Source organism: Aquabacterium sp. NJ1 (assembly GCF_000768065.1).
Classification (GTDB): domain Bacteria; phylum Pseudomonadota; class Gammaproteobacteria; order Burkholderiales; family Burkholderiaceae_C; genus Aquabacterium.
Map to the genome: position 1 here is coordinate 1,323,979 of NZ_JRKM01000001.1, position 16,785 is coordinate 1,340,763.

4 protein-coding genes are annotated in these 16,785 nt (G+C 55.8%); 1 reads left to right on the top strand and 3 read right to left on the bottom strand.

The genetic code is table 11. The features are described from left to right. Positions 1 to 44 precede the first annotated feature (44 nt). On the top strand, positions 45 to 14,108 hold the full coding sequence (locus JY96_RS24185; RefSeq protein ID WP_152606371.1) for a S8 family serine peptidase: 14,064 nt from the start codon (positions 45 to 47) through the stop codon (positions 14,106 to 14,108). Between the two features lie 35 nt (positions 14,109 to 14,143). Here the strand turns inward: JY96_RS24185 and JY96_RS05760 are convergent, their stop codons facing one another. Genes JY96_RS05760 through JY96_RS05770 form a run of 3 tightly spaced genes read right to left on the bottom strand, consistent with a single transcriptional unit; the run spans position 14,144 to position 16,778 of the window. After that, entirely contained in the window at positions 14,144 to 14,893 is a 750-nt protein-coding gene (locus JY96_RS05760; RefSeq protein ID WP_152606372.1) for an ABC transporter ATP-binding protein, read from the bottom strand. 11 nt (positions 14,894 to 14,904) lie between these two features. Next, positions 14,905 to 15,684 carry an ABC transporter ATP-binding protein gene (locus JY96_RS05765; RefSeq protein WP_035035733.1) on the bottom strand — a complete coding sequence of 260 codons (780 nt, stop codon included), beginning with the start codon at positions 15,682 to 15,684 and terminating at the stop codon, positions 14,905 to 14,907. Continuing rightward, positions 15,681 to 16,778: a branched-chain amino acid ABC transporter permease gene (locus JY96_RS05770; RefSeq protein WP_035035736.1), complete on the bottom strand. Its 1,098-nt coding sequence runs from the start codon at positions 16,776 to 16,778 to the stop codon at positions 15,681 to 15,683. The genes JY96_RS05765 and JY96_RS05770 overlap by 4 nt, the downstream gene beginning before the upstream one ends. Positions 16,779 to 16,785: the final 7 nt, after the last annotated feature.

Sequence of the window (16,785 nt, forward strand, 5' to 3'; positions counted from 1 at the left end):
TTTTGCTCATTTACTTATTTATAAATTTTAGAAGGGAGCCTGTAGTGGCTGCAAGCGTCAAAGAACTTACTAATCTGATCAAGTCGGAAATTCCGGCTGGTTATGTGGAAGTGCCCACCGACAAACTGCAAAACATTGAAGGGCTCAGCGACCCACGCATTGAATACCGAGCCTACTACAACGCCCAAACCCACAATGTGATCCTGACCGGCACGGGCTTGCCGCAACCTGTGGGAAGCACTTCCGACGCGAGCATTTTCTACACGGATGCTCGCAACGCTGATGGGTCATTTGTGAACAAGACCCCGGTGGCGGCGGCACAAACAGAACTAGTTGCACAGTACCTGATCACTAAAGAATATCCTGACGCTACCATCACCTTTTTTGGGCAAGGTCAAGTCGGCTTGGCCGTGTCAATTGCGAGCTATGACCTTCGCGCCAACGAGCAAACCCGGAGTCGGGTTGAAGGCACCTTGACCTATAACAGTTGGACAGGGCCCTGGACAACCAACAAGCAGCCGGACGAAGATGTGCTGGACCTGCGTCCCGGAAGCAAACTTTTTAACGATGACATTTTTTGGCCAAACAATTGGAGCTTGGGAGGCACGCAAGCCAATTTGGATACGAGCACATGGGCTGACGGATCCAGGCTTCTTGTAAAGCCAGTAGTCGGCAAACTTTACGATGCATTTTCCGACGGCGTCTCGTGGGTAGTGTCAACGCTTACCAAAAATCCTACAGCAGTATCCATTGCCGATAAAGTCCTTGAGGTCAGCAAAGATTCAGTTGTGGATTTCGTCACAGGACCTGCCACGGCTTGGGTGGACGCCACATCAGCTACCAGCTCCCTTGCATGGCTGCCAGACAATTTGCCAGTATCGATCGCCGCCAAGGTGTTGAGCGGCAAGATGTCAATTGGTCAATGGAACGTACAGCAGGGGCGATCTGCAAACGGGTACGCCTTGAACACAACCAATTTCGCGGCCACTGGCCCAAAGTACGACACGTCGGTAGGCACAAGCGAACAGGCCGGAACACAAATCACCACATTCAAAGACCCCGCTACAGGCGCAATCATGGAGGCGCATGTACTGGGCAAGATGGTTAACGGGCAGTTTGAGGCTGCACCCGACCAAGTCTACGTCTCAGGTGTGACGACAGATGGCAAAGTGGTCATCCCCGGCTTGACCGATAGTCGCACAGACTATGCAAACGCCATTGGTTCCGGGCAGGGCGTGATCAATCCGCCACCAATGATACCCAGCACGCCCCGGAACAGTTCGCAGTTCGTCACACAGGCCGATACGCACAGTGTGATCGTTGGTGCCGGGGGCACCCTATCCGACGTATGGGTTTCGCAAAAAGATTCAGTTAACGGCTTTAAGAATGAGGACGATTTTTACGTCGCAGTCCTCCAAGCCAATTCAGACATTCGAAACAAGAACATCGTAAGCGCTGGCCAGAGGTTATATCTGCCTCAAAAGATGAACGACGGCAGTATCACGTACAACTTCGCCAATGGCGCGAGCATCAATCAAAGCGCATCCAGCGGCGAATACTACATGGTGGTGCCTCGTACCGACGGCGTGGGTGGGCAATTGGTTTACAGCCGGACCCAAGTTGACGTTACGGCAGATGGCACCCCAATCTACGAAATCAAGCAAATTGGAACGACCGGCCACGGGGTACAGGACATAAGCTATACGGGGCGACAAATAGGTCAGAGCGGGGATATCGAAATCCAGGGCCTGACCGAACGTATAGATACGAACAATGACGGGTCAATAGACCTGAATCTTACCCGCGACAGGCAAACTGACACGAAATTCGTGACCGGTATTTTTGGCGCTGATGGCGAAAATTTGCTTAACGGCAAACCTCTCTTCGGTTCATCGACATCGGCCACAAATCCAACAATCTTCGACCTCAGCACCGACCCCACCAACCTCAAGCCAGCAGAGTCAGAGGCGCTGGGGCGCAGCACTGGTGGTCAAGGCTTGCTCGGCAGCGGAGCAGGTTACCAGTTCGGCATGGCCTCTGACTTCGTCAACAAAAACGGCCTGGGGTTTACTGGGTCAAGTGCCATGGCCACGGGCCAGATCCGTGCGGGCAACCTCAATAAGAGTGATGTCAGCGCGCAGTTGAATGCGGCGCGCCAAGAGTGGTTCAATGAAGCTCATGCGGACCCGCAAGTACTACCACAAGGAACCGGCAACACATCTAGCGCCACGCCGGCACCGCAAGGCCTTGTCATGCCATCCGGTTCTGCATTGAGCACGCTGAACACGATTGATGAAAAAGGCAATGTTGTCTCGCAATACACAGGCAATTACGTCAAGAACAGTAACGGTCTGGTCACAGGTTTTTACACGGCTGATGGTCAGTACTACATCCAGCTCAAGGGCGGCGTTACCGGGCCAAACGGCAGAACTCAATGGAGCGGTTGGAACACGGTCAAGCTCAAGGATGCCGCCACATCATTGAACCAGCAGGATTCGGCCCAGGATATCGCATACACCGATCCACTCGCCCTAGACAGCGGCAACGATGGCATCCTCTTTGGTGCCGCCCCTGTCAACTTCGACCTGAATGCGGACGGCGTATCCGAGAAGCTGACTTGGACCGCCCCGACCGACCCCGTGCTGGTGTTGGACGTCGATGGCAATGGCCGCATTGACAACGGTAGCGAACTGCTGGATCTGAGCGATTCTGGCAAGCCTTCGAACTTGGCAAGCCTCGATACGAGCGCGCAAGGCGGCAACAACGACAAGAAGCTCACCAACGCAGACGGGGCCTTTGCCAAATTGCGCATCTGGACAGACCGCAACCAGGACGGCTATGCCAGCCAACAGGAAATGCAAAGCCTGACAGACGCAGGCATCGTGAGCATCGACCTGGACCTATCCCACAGGAAAACCGATGTCAAGGGAAACCTTGGCGTTGAAGCGACTTATGCGGACAACAGCAAGCGCACTTTGTGGGACGTGCCCTTTGGCAGCACCAGTGGCGATGTTGTAGCCAGCAGCACCCACTACAGCGATGGTATCGACAAGATCAGCGCCAGCGGCCAAACAGCATTGCGGGCCCTGACCGATGCCGGCAGCAGCATCACGCTGCAAGGTAGTGGCGCCACCCAGGCCATTGGTGGCTACGGCAACGACACCTTGATCGGGACGATGGCTGATGACTGGCTCATTGGTGGCCAAGGCGCTGACAAATTTCAGGGCGGTGCAGGCAAAGACCTGCTCATCATCGATGCCGAAGATCGCATGGCCGACATCGACGGCGGCAGCGACATTGATACCGTGCTGGTGGCCGATGACCGTGGCGTGCTGCTCAACCTGGCGCAGATCAACACGGAAGTGGTCTATGGCGGCTATGGCAACGACGTGTTCATTGGCGGCGGTGCCGACAACTACTTCATTGATGGTGCAGCCGGAGACGATCTGATCATCGGCGGCATTGCCGATGACGTGCTCAGCGGGGCCGATGGCAAGGATGTCATCCAAGGCGGCAAAGGCGATGACCTGATTCGCGGTGGGAGAGACGCCGACCAACTCTACGGTGGAGATGGCAACGACGTACTCGATGGTGGCCAAGGTGACGACACAGTCAACGGCGAGGCTGGCAACGACGTGATCATTGCCAGCGGCGGTCGTGACACCGTTGATGGTGGCGATGGCACTGACTTGATCGAACTGCAAGGCCAACTCGAAGACTACAAGTTCGAAAAAGCCGGCGCCAACAGCTGGCGCATCACGGACACGCGCAACGTCGATGGCAGCTTAGTCGTCACCGGGCAAGTCTCTGACCGCGACGGCATTCAAGAAATAAGCAACGTCGAGCGGTTCAGCTTCAAATGCGGAGGGCTCACGACGGTCATGGACCTTGGGCAGGCATCACCACTACCTATCAATGACCGAGTCAGTGACCTGGTTATAGGCAGGTCAATGTTGGGAATCAATGCCAGCAGCTTGCTCGCCAATGACCTGGACTTCCAGAACACGGGCACCCCACAACTGAGCATCACCTGGGTGGGAGACGCTGTGGGGGGTAGTGTCGCCTTGACGGACGATCGTATCGTGTTCATGCCCACTATCGGCTACACAGGTCCGCTGGAGTTTTCCTACACCATCCAGGATAGGGAAAGCGCACCTCACGCTGCGCCCATTGTGAACCTCATCAACGACCCTAGCCAACAAGGCATTATGAAGGCGCGAGTCGTACTAGTGCCTGCTGGCAGCGACGCACCCACGGATCCAGGCTACTCCGCTCAATGGTATCTGGGCGCAGTAGATGCGCCTGCAGTTTGGAAGTCGGGCTACACCGGCAAGGGGGTAAATGTGCTGGTGCTCGACCCACCAGGCACATACTCCGTCGGTCCTGAGGTAGCCGATCTTAACAACCCCGATTTGATGCCCAATCGGGCCGCGACTTTCCAAGACACCACGGCTCATTCGAAACATGCCACCTTGGTGGCCGGCGTCATTGCCGCAGCGCGCAATGGTGAAGGGAGCGTGGGCGTGGCCTATGACGCCAAGCTTGACTCCATCTCGCTTCCAAGTGGGTCCATTGCGACACTGGGCAGCACGCTAGCCCGCATGCGCGACTATGACGTGGTCAATAACAGTTGGGGGTATGACGAAGCTTGGAATACTGTAGGAGCATCACCACAATATGCTCAGCAGAAGGAGGCCCTTGCCGATGCGATCGAGGAAGCAGCCACGTCTGGACGCAGAGGACTGGGAACCGTCATGGTGTTTGCGGCAGGCAACGACCGAGACAAAGGCTATGACAGTGGATTGAGCATATTGACGGCAAACTCACAGACCATCAACGTTGGGGCGATCAACCGTGTAACCGATATTGGCACCGGCGATGCAGTGAGCAGGCCATTCAGTCAGCGTGGCGCAAATATCCTGGTATCGGCCCCGGGTTCCAGCATTCTCACGACATCGACCGTGCTTCGTACCAGTGATGGCAACGCCACAGGAAGCCCCACGGAAGAGTCCCAGGGCACATCGCTCGCCGCCCCGATTGTGTCAGGTGTAGTCGCGTTGATGTTGCAAGCCAACCCTAAGTTGACCTACCGTGACGTGCAGACCATCCTGGCTCTAACTGCCAAGAAGGAATTCGGCGCCGGCGCAGTCAACGGAACTTCGTGGATCTATAACCACACGGACGACTGGAATGGTTCAGGCTTGCACTTCAATGCTGACTTTGGCTTCGGCATGGTAGACGCCGATGCGGCAGTAAGAATGTCAGAAAGCTGGGTAACCGAACAGAATCATTTTGCGTCCACCTACACGTTGGCGAACGCCATCGGCGAAGCATTGCCAGATCAAGGCACTCGAACATTGACATTCACAGTCGACGAGAAAATCGGCATCGAACAAGTCATCCTTGACTTGAAGCTCGATCACGAGCGCTGGAGCGATCTGGTCGTCACGCTGAAATCGCCTCAAGGTACGACAAGTACGCTGCTTGATCGCAATGGATACCAGGCGGGCAAAGTCTTCGCTAGCAATCCAGCCGGAGAGTTGCACTTCGATCAAGCATTGATGAGCACACATTTCCGCGGCGAAAATGCCAAGGGCATCTGGACATTGACGATCCAGGATGCTGCAGCTGGTGGCCAGGGTAGCGGCAGCATCGTTGCCGGCTTGAATTTGGTTGGCACAGATGCGAGCGATTGGAAGCGCTACACCCTGACTGACGAATACACCGGCAATTGGTCACTTGCCCCCACTACGACGCAACAAAGTGAACTCAATGCCAGCGCAATGAGTTCAGGCGTCAAGTTGGATGCGAGCGGGGGAAGCAGCATCGTCAACGGCAAGGCCCTCAGCATAGGAACCGGCCTGGATCGTCTGGTGGGCGGGCTCGGGAACGACAAACTGATTGGCGCCATGGGTAATGAGACGCTAATCGGCGGGGCGGGTGACGACAGCCTTGTGGGTGGAGCTGGTGCCGACGAACTGCAAGGAGGCGCAGGCAACGATGTCATTGACGGCGGGGCAGGCACCGATTTGCTGGTGAGCGGCTTGGGTAACGATTCGTTGACCGGAGGGGCAGATGCTGACATTTTCCTAATTGACGGCAATGTAGCCAGTACAACAACAATTCGAGACTTCAATACTGCACAAGACACGCTGCGTATCAAAACCAAAGCGCCGCTCGCATGGTCAGCCATGCAGCAGGTGGTTGAGAACGGCAAGCTCACAATCACGGCGGGGCAAGCGCGAGTAATCCTGGAGGGCATGACAACTCAACTAACGCCCCGACAACTGATAGGCATGGCCGATGGAGATGCCTTACTCTTAACTGCGTCAGGTCAGTACGCACAAGGCAATGACATCTCTGTGCAACCGATTGGGGAAGCGTTGTTTGTTCCCGAGTCAAGAAGCTGGCTAACAGATACGACCAATCCCAGTCAATTTGCAGGGGAGACACTCACATACTTGGGTAGTGGGGTATATCGGGTCGAGCACGTTACGCCCCAGCGCTACGACCTTGTCAATTTACATTGGGCATCCGGAACAGATGGTGCAGATAATCTGATCGCGGGTGAGCCCATTCCACGAGCACCGGAGCATATAAGCCAGGAAACATGGACTCAAGCCGTCTTGCGCATGGGGGCACCCGTCTATTCTGGTTATGGAGGTGACGATCAACTCACCGGCAGTGAACGAGACGAATATCTAGCAGGTGGCGCAGATAACGACACGCTGACGGGCTCCAAGGGGAATGATTGTTTGGACGGTGGTTCTGGTGCCGACCAATTCGTTTTCAACGTGGGGGATGGGCAAGACACCATCACCTCTTCAGCGTCACCCGCTTTAGATGCGTCAGACACGCTTGTTTTTCACACAAGCTCCAACACCTTTTCAGCTGTCACGGGCTTCCAGAGTAGCAGCAAGGACGCGTTCACCGCAACGACACGACTGAACTACGGCGGCGCGACCGACAGTGTGAAATTCGCCAGTACTTTCACGGCAGATCAATTGACGATCGGTGGCGGTATTGCCTTGTTCAACGCTCAATTTGACTCGGGCACACCAGTCATAGCCAAATTGGATGGCAAGACGACGACCAATGACGCGGATGTCATTGAGCAGTCAATGTACGGATCCAAGGCTATCAACGCACTTGCTGGCGATGACCTCATCTTCGCACTCAAGAACAACACTTTGAACATTGACGGCGGTAGCGGCGATGACACGATCTATGCGCTTGAGGGTAGCAACACGCTGCAAGGCAACGACGGCAACGACCGGATCGAAGTAACGGCCTCTGCACCCCTGGTAAACCGAGATACTTTGATCGGGGGCAAGGGCAACGACACCTTGAAAGCCGGGAACTCAGGCGCCACGATGTATGGGGATTACAGCGACGCCACTGCGGCAGACTCCACTTCGAACTACAACGACACGCTCGAAGGAGGTGCTGGTGCAGACATCATGTACGGCGGATACGGCAAGGATCTGTTGAAGGGAGGCCTCGGCGCAGACAAGTTGTCAGGCGACAGCGGCGATGACATCTTGAATGGAGACCAAGGCAACGATACCTTGTGGGGTGGTGACGATAACGATGTGCTCTCGGGCGGCGATGACAACGATGAATTGCACGGGGGCCTAGGCGAAGACAATCTCGTCGGCGGATTGGGGGCAGACCTCCTGTATGGCGATGACGGAAACGATGTATTGATAGGAGGCGATGGCGACGATGTACTTGACGGGGGGATTGGCAATGACTATTTCGACTCCGGATCGGGCAACGACACCATCAATGTCAATCTAAGCTCCGGTAACGACACCGTCGACAGCGCGACGGGGGTTGACGTTGTTCGGATCAATGGTATCAGCTCCACGAATACCCTGGGATTGACATTACTGGAAAATAGCGGAAGCGCGAAACTGACATGGGGCACCAATAACTCGCTGACCTACACCCAATATAATCTCGACACTCAAATCTGGCTGGACGGGGACGTCAAAACGACGCTACGTAATGTTTTTAATGAAAAGAAACTATATCCCGATGAAACCTTCCGGTATCTGAGCCAATACGACCTACAGTTAAGTGGGGATCCAAAGGTGGCGGGAACACTCATTGGTGACGCTGATGCTGACCAGCTCTACGGCGGGCCAAAAGGCACCGCCGTGGAAAATCCAGCTGACAATGGGATCCGTTATGGTAGCAACGATGCCGCGTATTGGTATGTAGTCGCCGGCGCAGGTAACGACACCCTGTCAGGAGGGAAATCCGGCGCGATTCTTGATGGCGGCGGAGGCGACGACAGTATTCGCATATCAAATGGAACGCTCGTCGTGCGGGATACGTTCCATGGTGGAACAGACACCCTGTACATGCCAGAAGGCATGACACCCGAAACCCTTCGATTTTTCAGAATAGCCAATCCCCTGCAAGCAAAGTCTAGCTACGCGGATCTATTTGGCGTATCATCGCCAACGTCAATTGAGCAGTTGATTCCGGGCTCGACAACTCTGGGCTCCCTTATGACTTTACCAGAAGGGAATTCCTGGAACAGCACGCGCTATTTGCCTGGGTTCTCAAACTTTCCGCATTATGACACCTTGAGAATACAGTCATTAGACGGAAAGTACACAATTGATATTGCGGGCTATTTCGATTCCGACTCCTGGAAAAACAACATTTCAAACATGGTTTTCCCCACTGTTTTTGATGAAAAAGGGAATTCCAAGGCCTATTCAATATCTGACTTCACCAACAAGATTCAGGACGGTCGGTATTCGTTAACACCAACCACCGGCAAATCAAGCGGATACATCACAATTGAAAACCCCTATGATGGAAGTTCTTTGTACGACTACCCCATTTCTCAGGGTAAAGCAATAATTGGCGGCGAATCAGGCACCAAGCTGTATGGGAGCTATAAAGTTCTGCAAACCTCACCCGACTGGGAAACCATTTACTCGAGTGCAACCATAGGATATTTGGATTATCAAAAATACAAGTCGGCTGCACTCGCGCGTGACGGTGACTTCCTTTGGACGGAAGACTCTAACGGACATGTCACAGGGAGCGGCGCCGCGATCATGCCAGGCCTGAAAGACAACCCATACCTACCTGGCATTCAATCATTCACTGTGAACGCAATTGCTGCGCCTGACTACATATTGGGATTCGAAGGGAATGATACCATTGTGGCAGGCGGAACCTATGTCGAGCAACACACGTCGACTTCACAACAATTTACGAGAAATCCTCACACTGATGCAAGCTCGCTGGGCGATATCGTGAATGGAGGCGGAGGTGATGACACATATATATTCCACAAAGGAGATGGCAATCTTCACATTATTGCTCTTGACGAGGAAAATGCAGGCGCAGAAGGCCTTGATACCTTGGATCTGAGTGACTACCAAAGTTCAGATGTTAAGTGGGGACCATCTTTTTATGAAGACGGAGCAGGGGATATATCTTTAAGTGATGGTTCTGAAATATCGATTGATACTGGACGCAATGGGCTGCTTCAGGTTGACACCATTATTTTTTCAGATACCACCATTGACGTCCGCTCGCTCATCAACTCCGACTATGTCTATACGTCTGCGGAGGGTCGCCCCTATCGCAATACGCTTGTCGACTACGCCACAGCTCGAACGCAGAAATCTGTGGACGATCGGTATTGGTCACTCCTGGGCGCCGTGCCCGCCTCTTCGCTGATGACGGGTACGCCCAAGAGCGACGTGATACGTGTTCAGAACAACAGTGTGGCGGCCGGTAACGAGGGCATGGACGACTACCTGATTGACATGAACGCCACGGATTTCGCGGTCGTGATGATGGACAAGGGTGACAGCGTGGACTTCATGACCTCAGTCAATCTTGCCGATTACCGCAAGAAGACCCTCGCCGCCTCTCAATTTGTTGGCGGGAACACAGTAGATGCCACGTATTTGAACAAAACAGAAGCTCAATGGATTGATGCTGGCATGCTTCCTCTAAGCAACCCCAGCTTCGCTCAGACCGGGGTTGCACACCTTAGATCGACTTCAAAGGTGACGCTGCAGTATGGCAAGTTGGCCTCCAAGGGTGGCGTACCTGCATCAACCATGCTTTCCCTTTCGGATTGGCAACCATTGGACGGCAGCTTCGATGATGTCAGTGATGCCCTGATCACTTGGCAGACGACGGTAAATGCGGAGGTAAAGAACCACTACGTTGTTCTTGCAGGCGTATTGGATTCGACGGGCCATTCTGTCACTCGCTCAACGCTCAATATCGCTAAAACAAGCAGATTGCTTGGCCAGGGTAATGACTATGACGCGGGCGGTGGCGTGGTCTATGGCTTGGCGGGTGATGACACTGTGGACGCTTATGCAAATGACAGCTTTCAAGACGGCGAGTACATTGGCAGTAACGATGACATATATGGCGGCAGTGGGAACGATTCGCTAGACGGAGGAGCAGGACGAGACTCCTTATTTGGTGGGGTGGACAATGACACCCTGATTGGGGGTTTGGGGGAAGACTACCTTGATGGGGGAGTTGGTGCAGACAGGCTAATTGGAGGGGTGGGTAACGACATCTATATCGTCGACGGCAATGACACTGTAATCGAGGGTGTTGACAAGGAGGACCTCCACAGAGGGATATGGTCATCTTCCAATATAAATGGGCCTTCGCCCAACTTGGCGCAATATGCCAAGCTCGATTCCGGGATACTTTTCGTCGCGCCATCCAAACTGCAATTTGCGATTGACCAATTCGGCGCCATCGAAACAATCTCTGCCTTGGACGATCCGGCTACCGCGGCCTCTTTCGAAGCAAAGCAGGCTCATATCGCCGGAAAGATCTACACGCACTACTGGATGACCGAAGTCTATAGATCAGAAGCGAATCCATACAACAACCCAGCTTGGGAACTTGTCGCAGCAACGCCTTCTGAATATAGATATAAATCCATAGCCATTCAAGCAGAGGAACTGCATTTCTACTTCGCCGACTGTGGCACCGCCGATGAAATACGGGGCGATGTGGACATCGACTTGCGTGATACCCGCTACGCAAATGTCGAGAACGTTACTGCCCTAGGTAACACAAGCCATTATCTCACAGGCAACTCGGGCGCCAACATGCTTAGCAGTAACGGAGCTGGCTGCACCTTGGAGGGGTTGGGGGGCGACGATATCTATACTGTTTTCAGCAATCTGGATCAAATAGTTGAAACCGACGATGGCGGACACGATGCCGTCTATACGTTAGCGGATATTGACAGATTGGCGAACAACGTTGAAGACATCTACTCAAAAGGACATGGCTTGACCCTTCACGGCAACGCCATGACCAATCATATTGTTGGCGATGATCAAGACAACCTCATTGATGGCGACGCTGGCGCTGACTTGCTTGAAGGTGGAATGGGCAACGACAGCTATGTAGTTTCCTCTCTTGAGGACGTCATCATCGAAAAAGTCAGTGGAGGAAGCAAAGACACCGTGTGGGTGATGGACAAATATGTTCTAGGTGATATCCAGTCCTACGACATCGAGTACATGCGTGCCTATTCAACTAACGGTGTGTCAATGCAGGGGAACAGTTTGTCCAAACAAGTCTTGGTGGGCGGCGTTGGAGAGGACACCCTCAACGGCGGCGGCGGAACAGGTGACAGCCTGTACGGCGGCCTGGGCAACGATGTGTACGTGATCAACAGCACCAGCGACGTGATCGTGGAAGACGCTGGCGGCGGAACTGACACAGCTCAGATTGCCTACAACAATGCTGGCACAACAGCTACCGTGTTGAGTGCTGGCTTGGGCGGACTGCAAGGCATCGAAAACATAGAGATGCTAGGTACTGGCCTGTTCTCGCTCTCAGGGGATGCCAACGCTAACCGACTGGTTGGCAATGCCTATTCGAACACACTCACAGGTGGCGCCGGCAAAGACACGCTGATTGGCGGCGAGGGTGACGATACCTACGTCGTGGGCATGAAAGTTGGGGACAATGTCGCCAGCCCGGATATCGACATCGTGCAGGATCGTGGTTCCTCTACAAACGACACACTGGTGCTTGGCATCGCAGGTGCCAGTACGTCGGGCGATGGACTTAACGACTACTCCAACAACCTCAAACTGACTCGCCGCCTGGGCACGCAAGGCGACAGCCTACAGCTTGACAGCTACAGCATTTGGGCCGCCGACCAAGACAACACCACCAACTACGAGGGCGTGTTACTGGCCCAGTATTTTGAAGGTGCCGCTTACAAGGTGGAAAACATCCAGTTTGCGGATAGCTTGACCCAAAAGACCGCCAATCTGATCTCGCAGAAGGGCTATGACTTCTATGGCACAAATGGCGACGATGTCATGGACGGCTCGGTTGATACGGGATCGCGGACCCTGTTTGCGGGCAGCGGTAATGACCGAATGATTGGCAGTATCGGTAGCAACACGCTGTATGGCGATGCGGGCAATGACACTCTCGATGGCGACAAAGGCCCAGATACCCTTTATGGTGGTTCAGGCTCGGATACTTTTGTGTTTGGCGTGGGCTACGGGATCGATGAGGTATACGACATACCCTCTGACATCAGCACCATATCACTCGAGGGTGTGAATTCCAAAGACACCTCCGTGATCTTCGAACGCGTGGCCACAACCACTTATTCCAGCCTTGACCCTGCCTACACCAACGACCAAGATTTGATAGTTCGCTTCTCGGGCAATGCCAGCGACAAACTAAGATTCATGAATTGGTGGAGTGGCAGCGCCAGCGATGATGGGAACCGCTTTGTTCGATTCAATGATGGCACGGTGCTCAACCTCACACAGATAGAGGCTCGTGTGAGCGCCACGAAATTCACCACGGGTGATGACACCTGCTATTCAGGCAGCAACGCTGACAGTCTGGCTGGCCTGACTGGAAATGATGAAATCCACGGGGGCAAAGGAAACGACACCCTGCACGGCAATGATGGTGCCGATCGACTGTACGGCGATGAAGGCGATGACCAACTCTTCGGCGACGCTGGAAGCGATGTATTAGACGGTGGTGCCGGAGCGGATCGACTCGATGGCGGCGCAGGCTTCAACACCTTCTATGTAGATAACGCTGGTGACACCGTATTAGGCGGGGGGCAAATCTTTAGCATTGCAGATTTCTATTCGCTTGGCGAGGGCACCACTGCGACTTTGTATTTACAGGAAGGTGCCAATCGCAATGCTGCCGGAAACAGCCAAAACAACACGCTGAATGGCAATGCGCAGAGCAACCTGTTGCAAGGCGCAGGAGGCGCGGACTATCTTCTGACTGGCAACGGGGGTCTGGATGTATTGCAAGGCGGCGAAGGCGACGATTTCCTGAGCGGTTATGCATCACCAGACAACGGCGTCTACGATGGCGGAGATGGCAACGATCAGCTTTTTGGGAATCGGGGCAATAACCTCTTTGTCGGCGGGAAAGGCAACGACAGGATCTACGCAGGCACGTATGAAACCGGGTATGTGGACGAAAACGGTGAGTCAGTACCAGAACGGTATGGGGCAACTGGCAATGACATCGTGCTTTTCAACAAGGGCGATGGCATGGACACCCTCTATGCGGGTGATGGCGCCAAGCTGACACTGAGCTTGGGAGGCGGTATAGACTACAGTGTATTGACACTCAGCCAGTCTGGTAACGACTTGATCCTAGGCACCGGTATCAGTGAGGGCATCACATTGCATGACTGGTATGGCTCAGACAGCCACAAGAGCGTTCTGAATGTGCAGTTGATTGCCGAAGCGATGGCGGGCTTCAACGCCAACGGTACAGATCAACTGCGCAACCACAAGTTCGAACAATTTGCCTTTGATGGCATCGTCAATGCATTTGACGCGCAAGATAAGAAAAGCAGTTGGCACGTACCAGAAGAATACCTACCTCACCTTGCAGGAGGTAGTCCTAGCAGCAATACAGCCGCGTTTGGAGGGGATTTGGCCTATCAATATGGCATGTTCGGCACGATGACGGGCTTGTCCTTATCGGGAACCCAATCTCTGATCAGTCAACGTGAGTTCGGCACGGGTACGCAGACGATCAACACCGTTGGAGGAAGTGGCATCACGCTGGGTTTGTGAGTAAGGTTGGGGGGCACAAGACACCCACCAATGGGTCAAGCCCCCAGATACGCCGCCTGCACCTGCGGGTTGCCCAGCAGCTCGCGTGCAGGCCCTGACAAGGCCACCTCGCCCGAGTCCAGCACATAGGCGCGGTCGGCCATCTCCAGGGCGCGGTGGGCGTTCTGCTCGACCAGCAGCACGGTCACGCCCTGCTGCGCCACGTCGCGCACCACCTCGAATATCTTGTCGACCATGATGGGAGCCAGGCCCATCGAGGGCTCGTCCAGCAAAAGCAACCTGGGCTTGGCCAGCAAGGCCCGACCCATCGCCAGCATCTGCTGCTCGCCACCCGACAAGGTGCCGGCCAGTTGCTTGTGGCGCTCCTTCAGGCGCGGGAAGCGCTGGTAGACGGACTCGATATCGGCCTCGATCTGCGCCTTGTCCTGGCGCAGGTAGGCGCCCATGCGCAGGTTCTCGTCGATGCTCATGCGCGTGAAGATGCCGCGCCCTTCCGGCACCATGACCAGGCCTTGCGACACCAGCGTCCACGCGCCCTGCCCTTTGATGCTGCGGCCATCAAACAGCACCTCGCCAGACTGGGGTGCCAGCAGGCCGCAAATGGCCTTGAGCGTGGTGGTCTTGCCTGCGCCATTGGCGCCAATGAGGCTGACCAGTTCACCTTGATGCAGCTCGAGGTTCAAGTGCTTGACCGCCTTGATGCCACCATAGGACACGCTGAGATCACGCACGGCCAGCAACGGGGTCGATGAGGTATTCACGGGTGACATGTTGGAAGGACTCATGCTCGGCGGCCTCAATGGCTGGGCTGGTGTGCGCCGCCCAGGTAGGCAGCGATCACCGCGGGGTCACGCTGAACCTGCGCGGGCGAACCCGACGCAATCAGCTTGCCCTGATCCAGCACGGTCACGTGGTCGCACAGGCCCATGACCAGCTTCACATCGTGCTCGATCAGCAGCACCGAGCGGCCTTGCTGGCGAATGCGCTCGATCAGCTCGCGCAACTGCACCTTCTCGGTCGCGTTCATGCCGGCGGCGGGCTCGTCGAGCGCCAGCAGCTTGGGCTCGGTGGCCAGGGCACGGGCGATCTCCAGGCGGCGCTGGTCGCCGTAACTCAGGGTGCGTGCCGTCTGCTGCGCCTTGCCTGCGAGGCCGACAAACTCCAGCAGGGCCGACGCATCGCGCGTGATCATGGCCTCTTCATGCGTGAAGGCCTTGGTGCGCAGCAGGGCCTGCCACCAGCCCACCTTCGTGCGCACATGGCGCCCCACGCGCACGTTGTCCAGCGCCGTCATGTCGGCAAACAGCCGGATGTTCTGGAAGGTACGCGCGATGCCGGCTTGTGCCACCTTGTGCACGGCCGTAGGCTTGTAGGCCTGGCCCGCCAGCTCGAAGCGGCCTTGATCAGATGGCACCAGGCCCGTGATCACATTGAAGAAGGTGGTCTTGCCCGCGCCATTGGGGCCGATCAGGCCATGCACATGGCCAGCGGTGATGCTCAAGCCCACCTCGCTCAGGGCCTGCACACCGCCAAAGCGCTTGGACACGCCCGCCACACTCAACAAGGTCTGGCTCATGCGCGCCCCCCTTGTGCGTCTTCATCCGGGATCAGGCGATCCTCATGCCGCGGCGAAGGCCACAGCCCGCGCGGGCGCATCAGCATGATGCCGATCATGGCCAGCGCCACCAGCAACTGCCGCAGGATGGCCGCATCCAGGCGCCCATCGGTCATGGCCTGCAAGGGCCCCGCCACGTAGCGCAGCACCTCGGGCAAAGCGGCCAGCAGGAAGGCACCCAGGATCACGCCAGGGATGTGCCCTAGACCACCGAGCACCACCATGGCTACCACCATCACGGACTCCTGCAGGCTGAACGACTCGGGTGATACAAAGCCCTGGAAGCTGGCGAACAGCACGCCCGAGACCCCACCAAACGTGGCCCCCAGGCCGAAGGCCAGCAGCTTGAGGTTGCGGGTGTTCAGGCCCATGGCCTTGGCTGCGATCTCGTCTTCGCGAATGGCCAGCCAGGCCCGGCCCAGGCGCGAGTCATGCAGGCGCAGGCACACGACCACGGCCACCACCACGATGGCCAGGAACAAGTAGTAGTACAGGGTGACCGAGGGCAGCGTGACCCCCGCCACATGCCAGGGCTCGCCCAGGCTCACCCCGCCCACGCTGATCGCGTCGATGCTATTGATGCCTTTTGGCCCGTTGGTGAGGTTGATGGGCGCATCCAGGTTGTTCAGGAACACGCGGATGATTTCACCGAAGCCCAGGGTGACGATGGCCAGGTAGTCGCCACGCAGCTTGAGCGTGGGCGCACCCAGCAGCACACCCGCCAGCGCGGACACGCCCGCCGCAACGGGAATCGCCAGCCAGATGGGCGTGTGCAGGCCATGGGGAAACATGGCGGCAATGGCCGGGATGTTCTCGCTCAGGTGCGGCGAAGCCAGCAAGGCGAACATATAGGCCCCCACCGCGTAGAAGGCGATGTAGCCCAGATCCAGCAGGCCGGCAAAGCCGACCACGATGTTCAGGCCCAGGGCCAGCAGGATGTAGAGCAAGGCCGTGTCGACGATGCGCACCCAGGCCTCGCCAAAACCTTGCAGCAACAGCGGCAGCACCATGAGGGCCACGGCGCTGATCAGAAAAGTTTGCAGACGTTTTTGCATCGTCGGC

Coding starts and splice junctions, on each gene's coding strand:
- JY96_RS05765 (WP_035035733.1), bottom strand. CDS start 15,684: ATGAGCCAGACCTTGTTGAGTGTGGCGGGCGTGTCCAAGCGCTTTGGC.
- JY96_RS05770 (WP_035035736.1), bottom strand. CDS start 16,778: ATGCAAAAACGTCTGCAAACTTTTCTGATCAGCGCCGTGGCCCTCATG.
- JY96_RS05760 (WP_152606372.1), bottom strand. CDS start 14,893: ATGAGTCCTTCCAACATGTCACCCGTGAATACCTCATCGACCCCGTTG.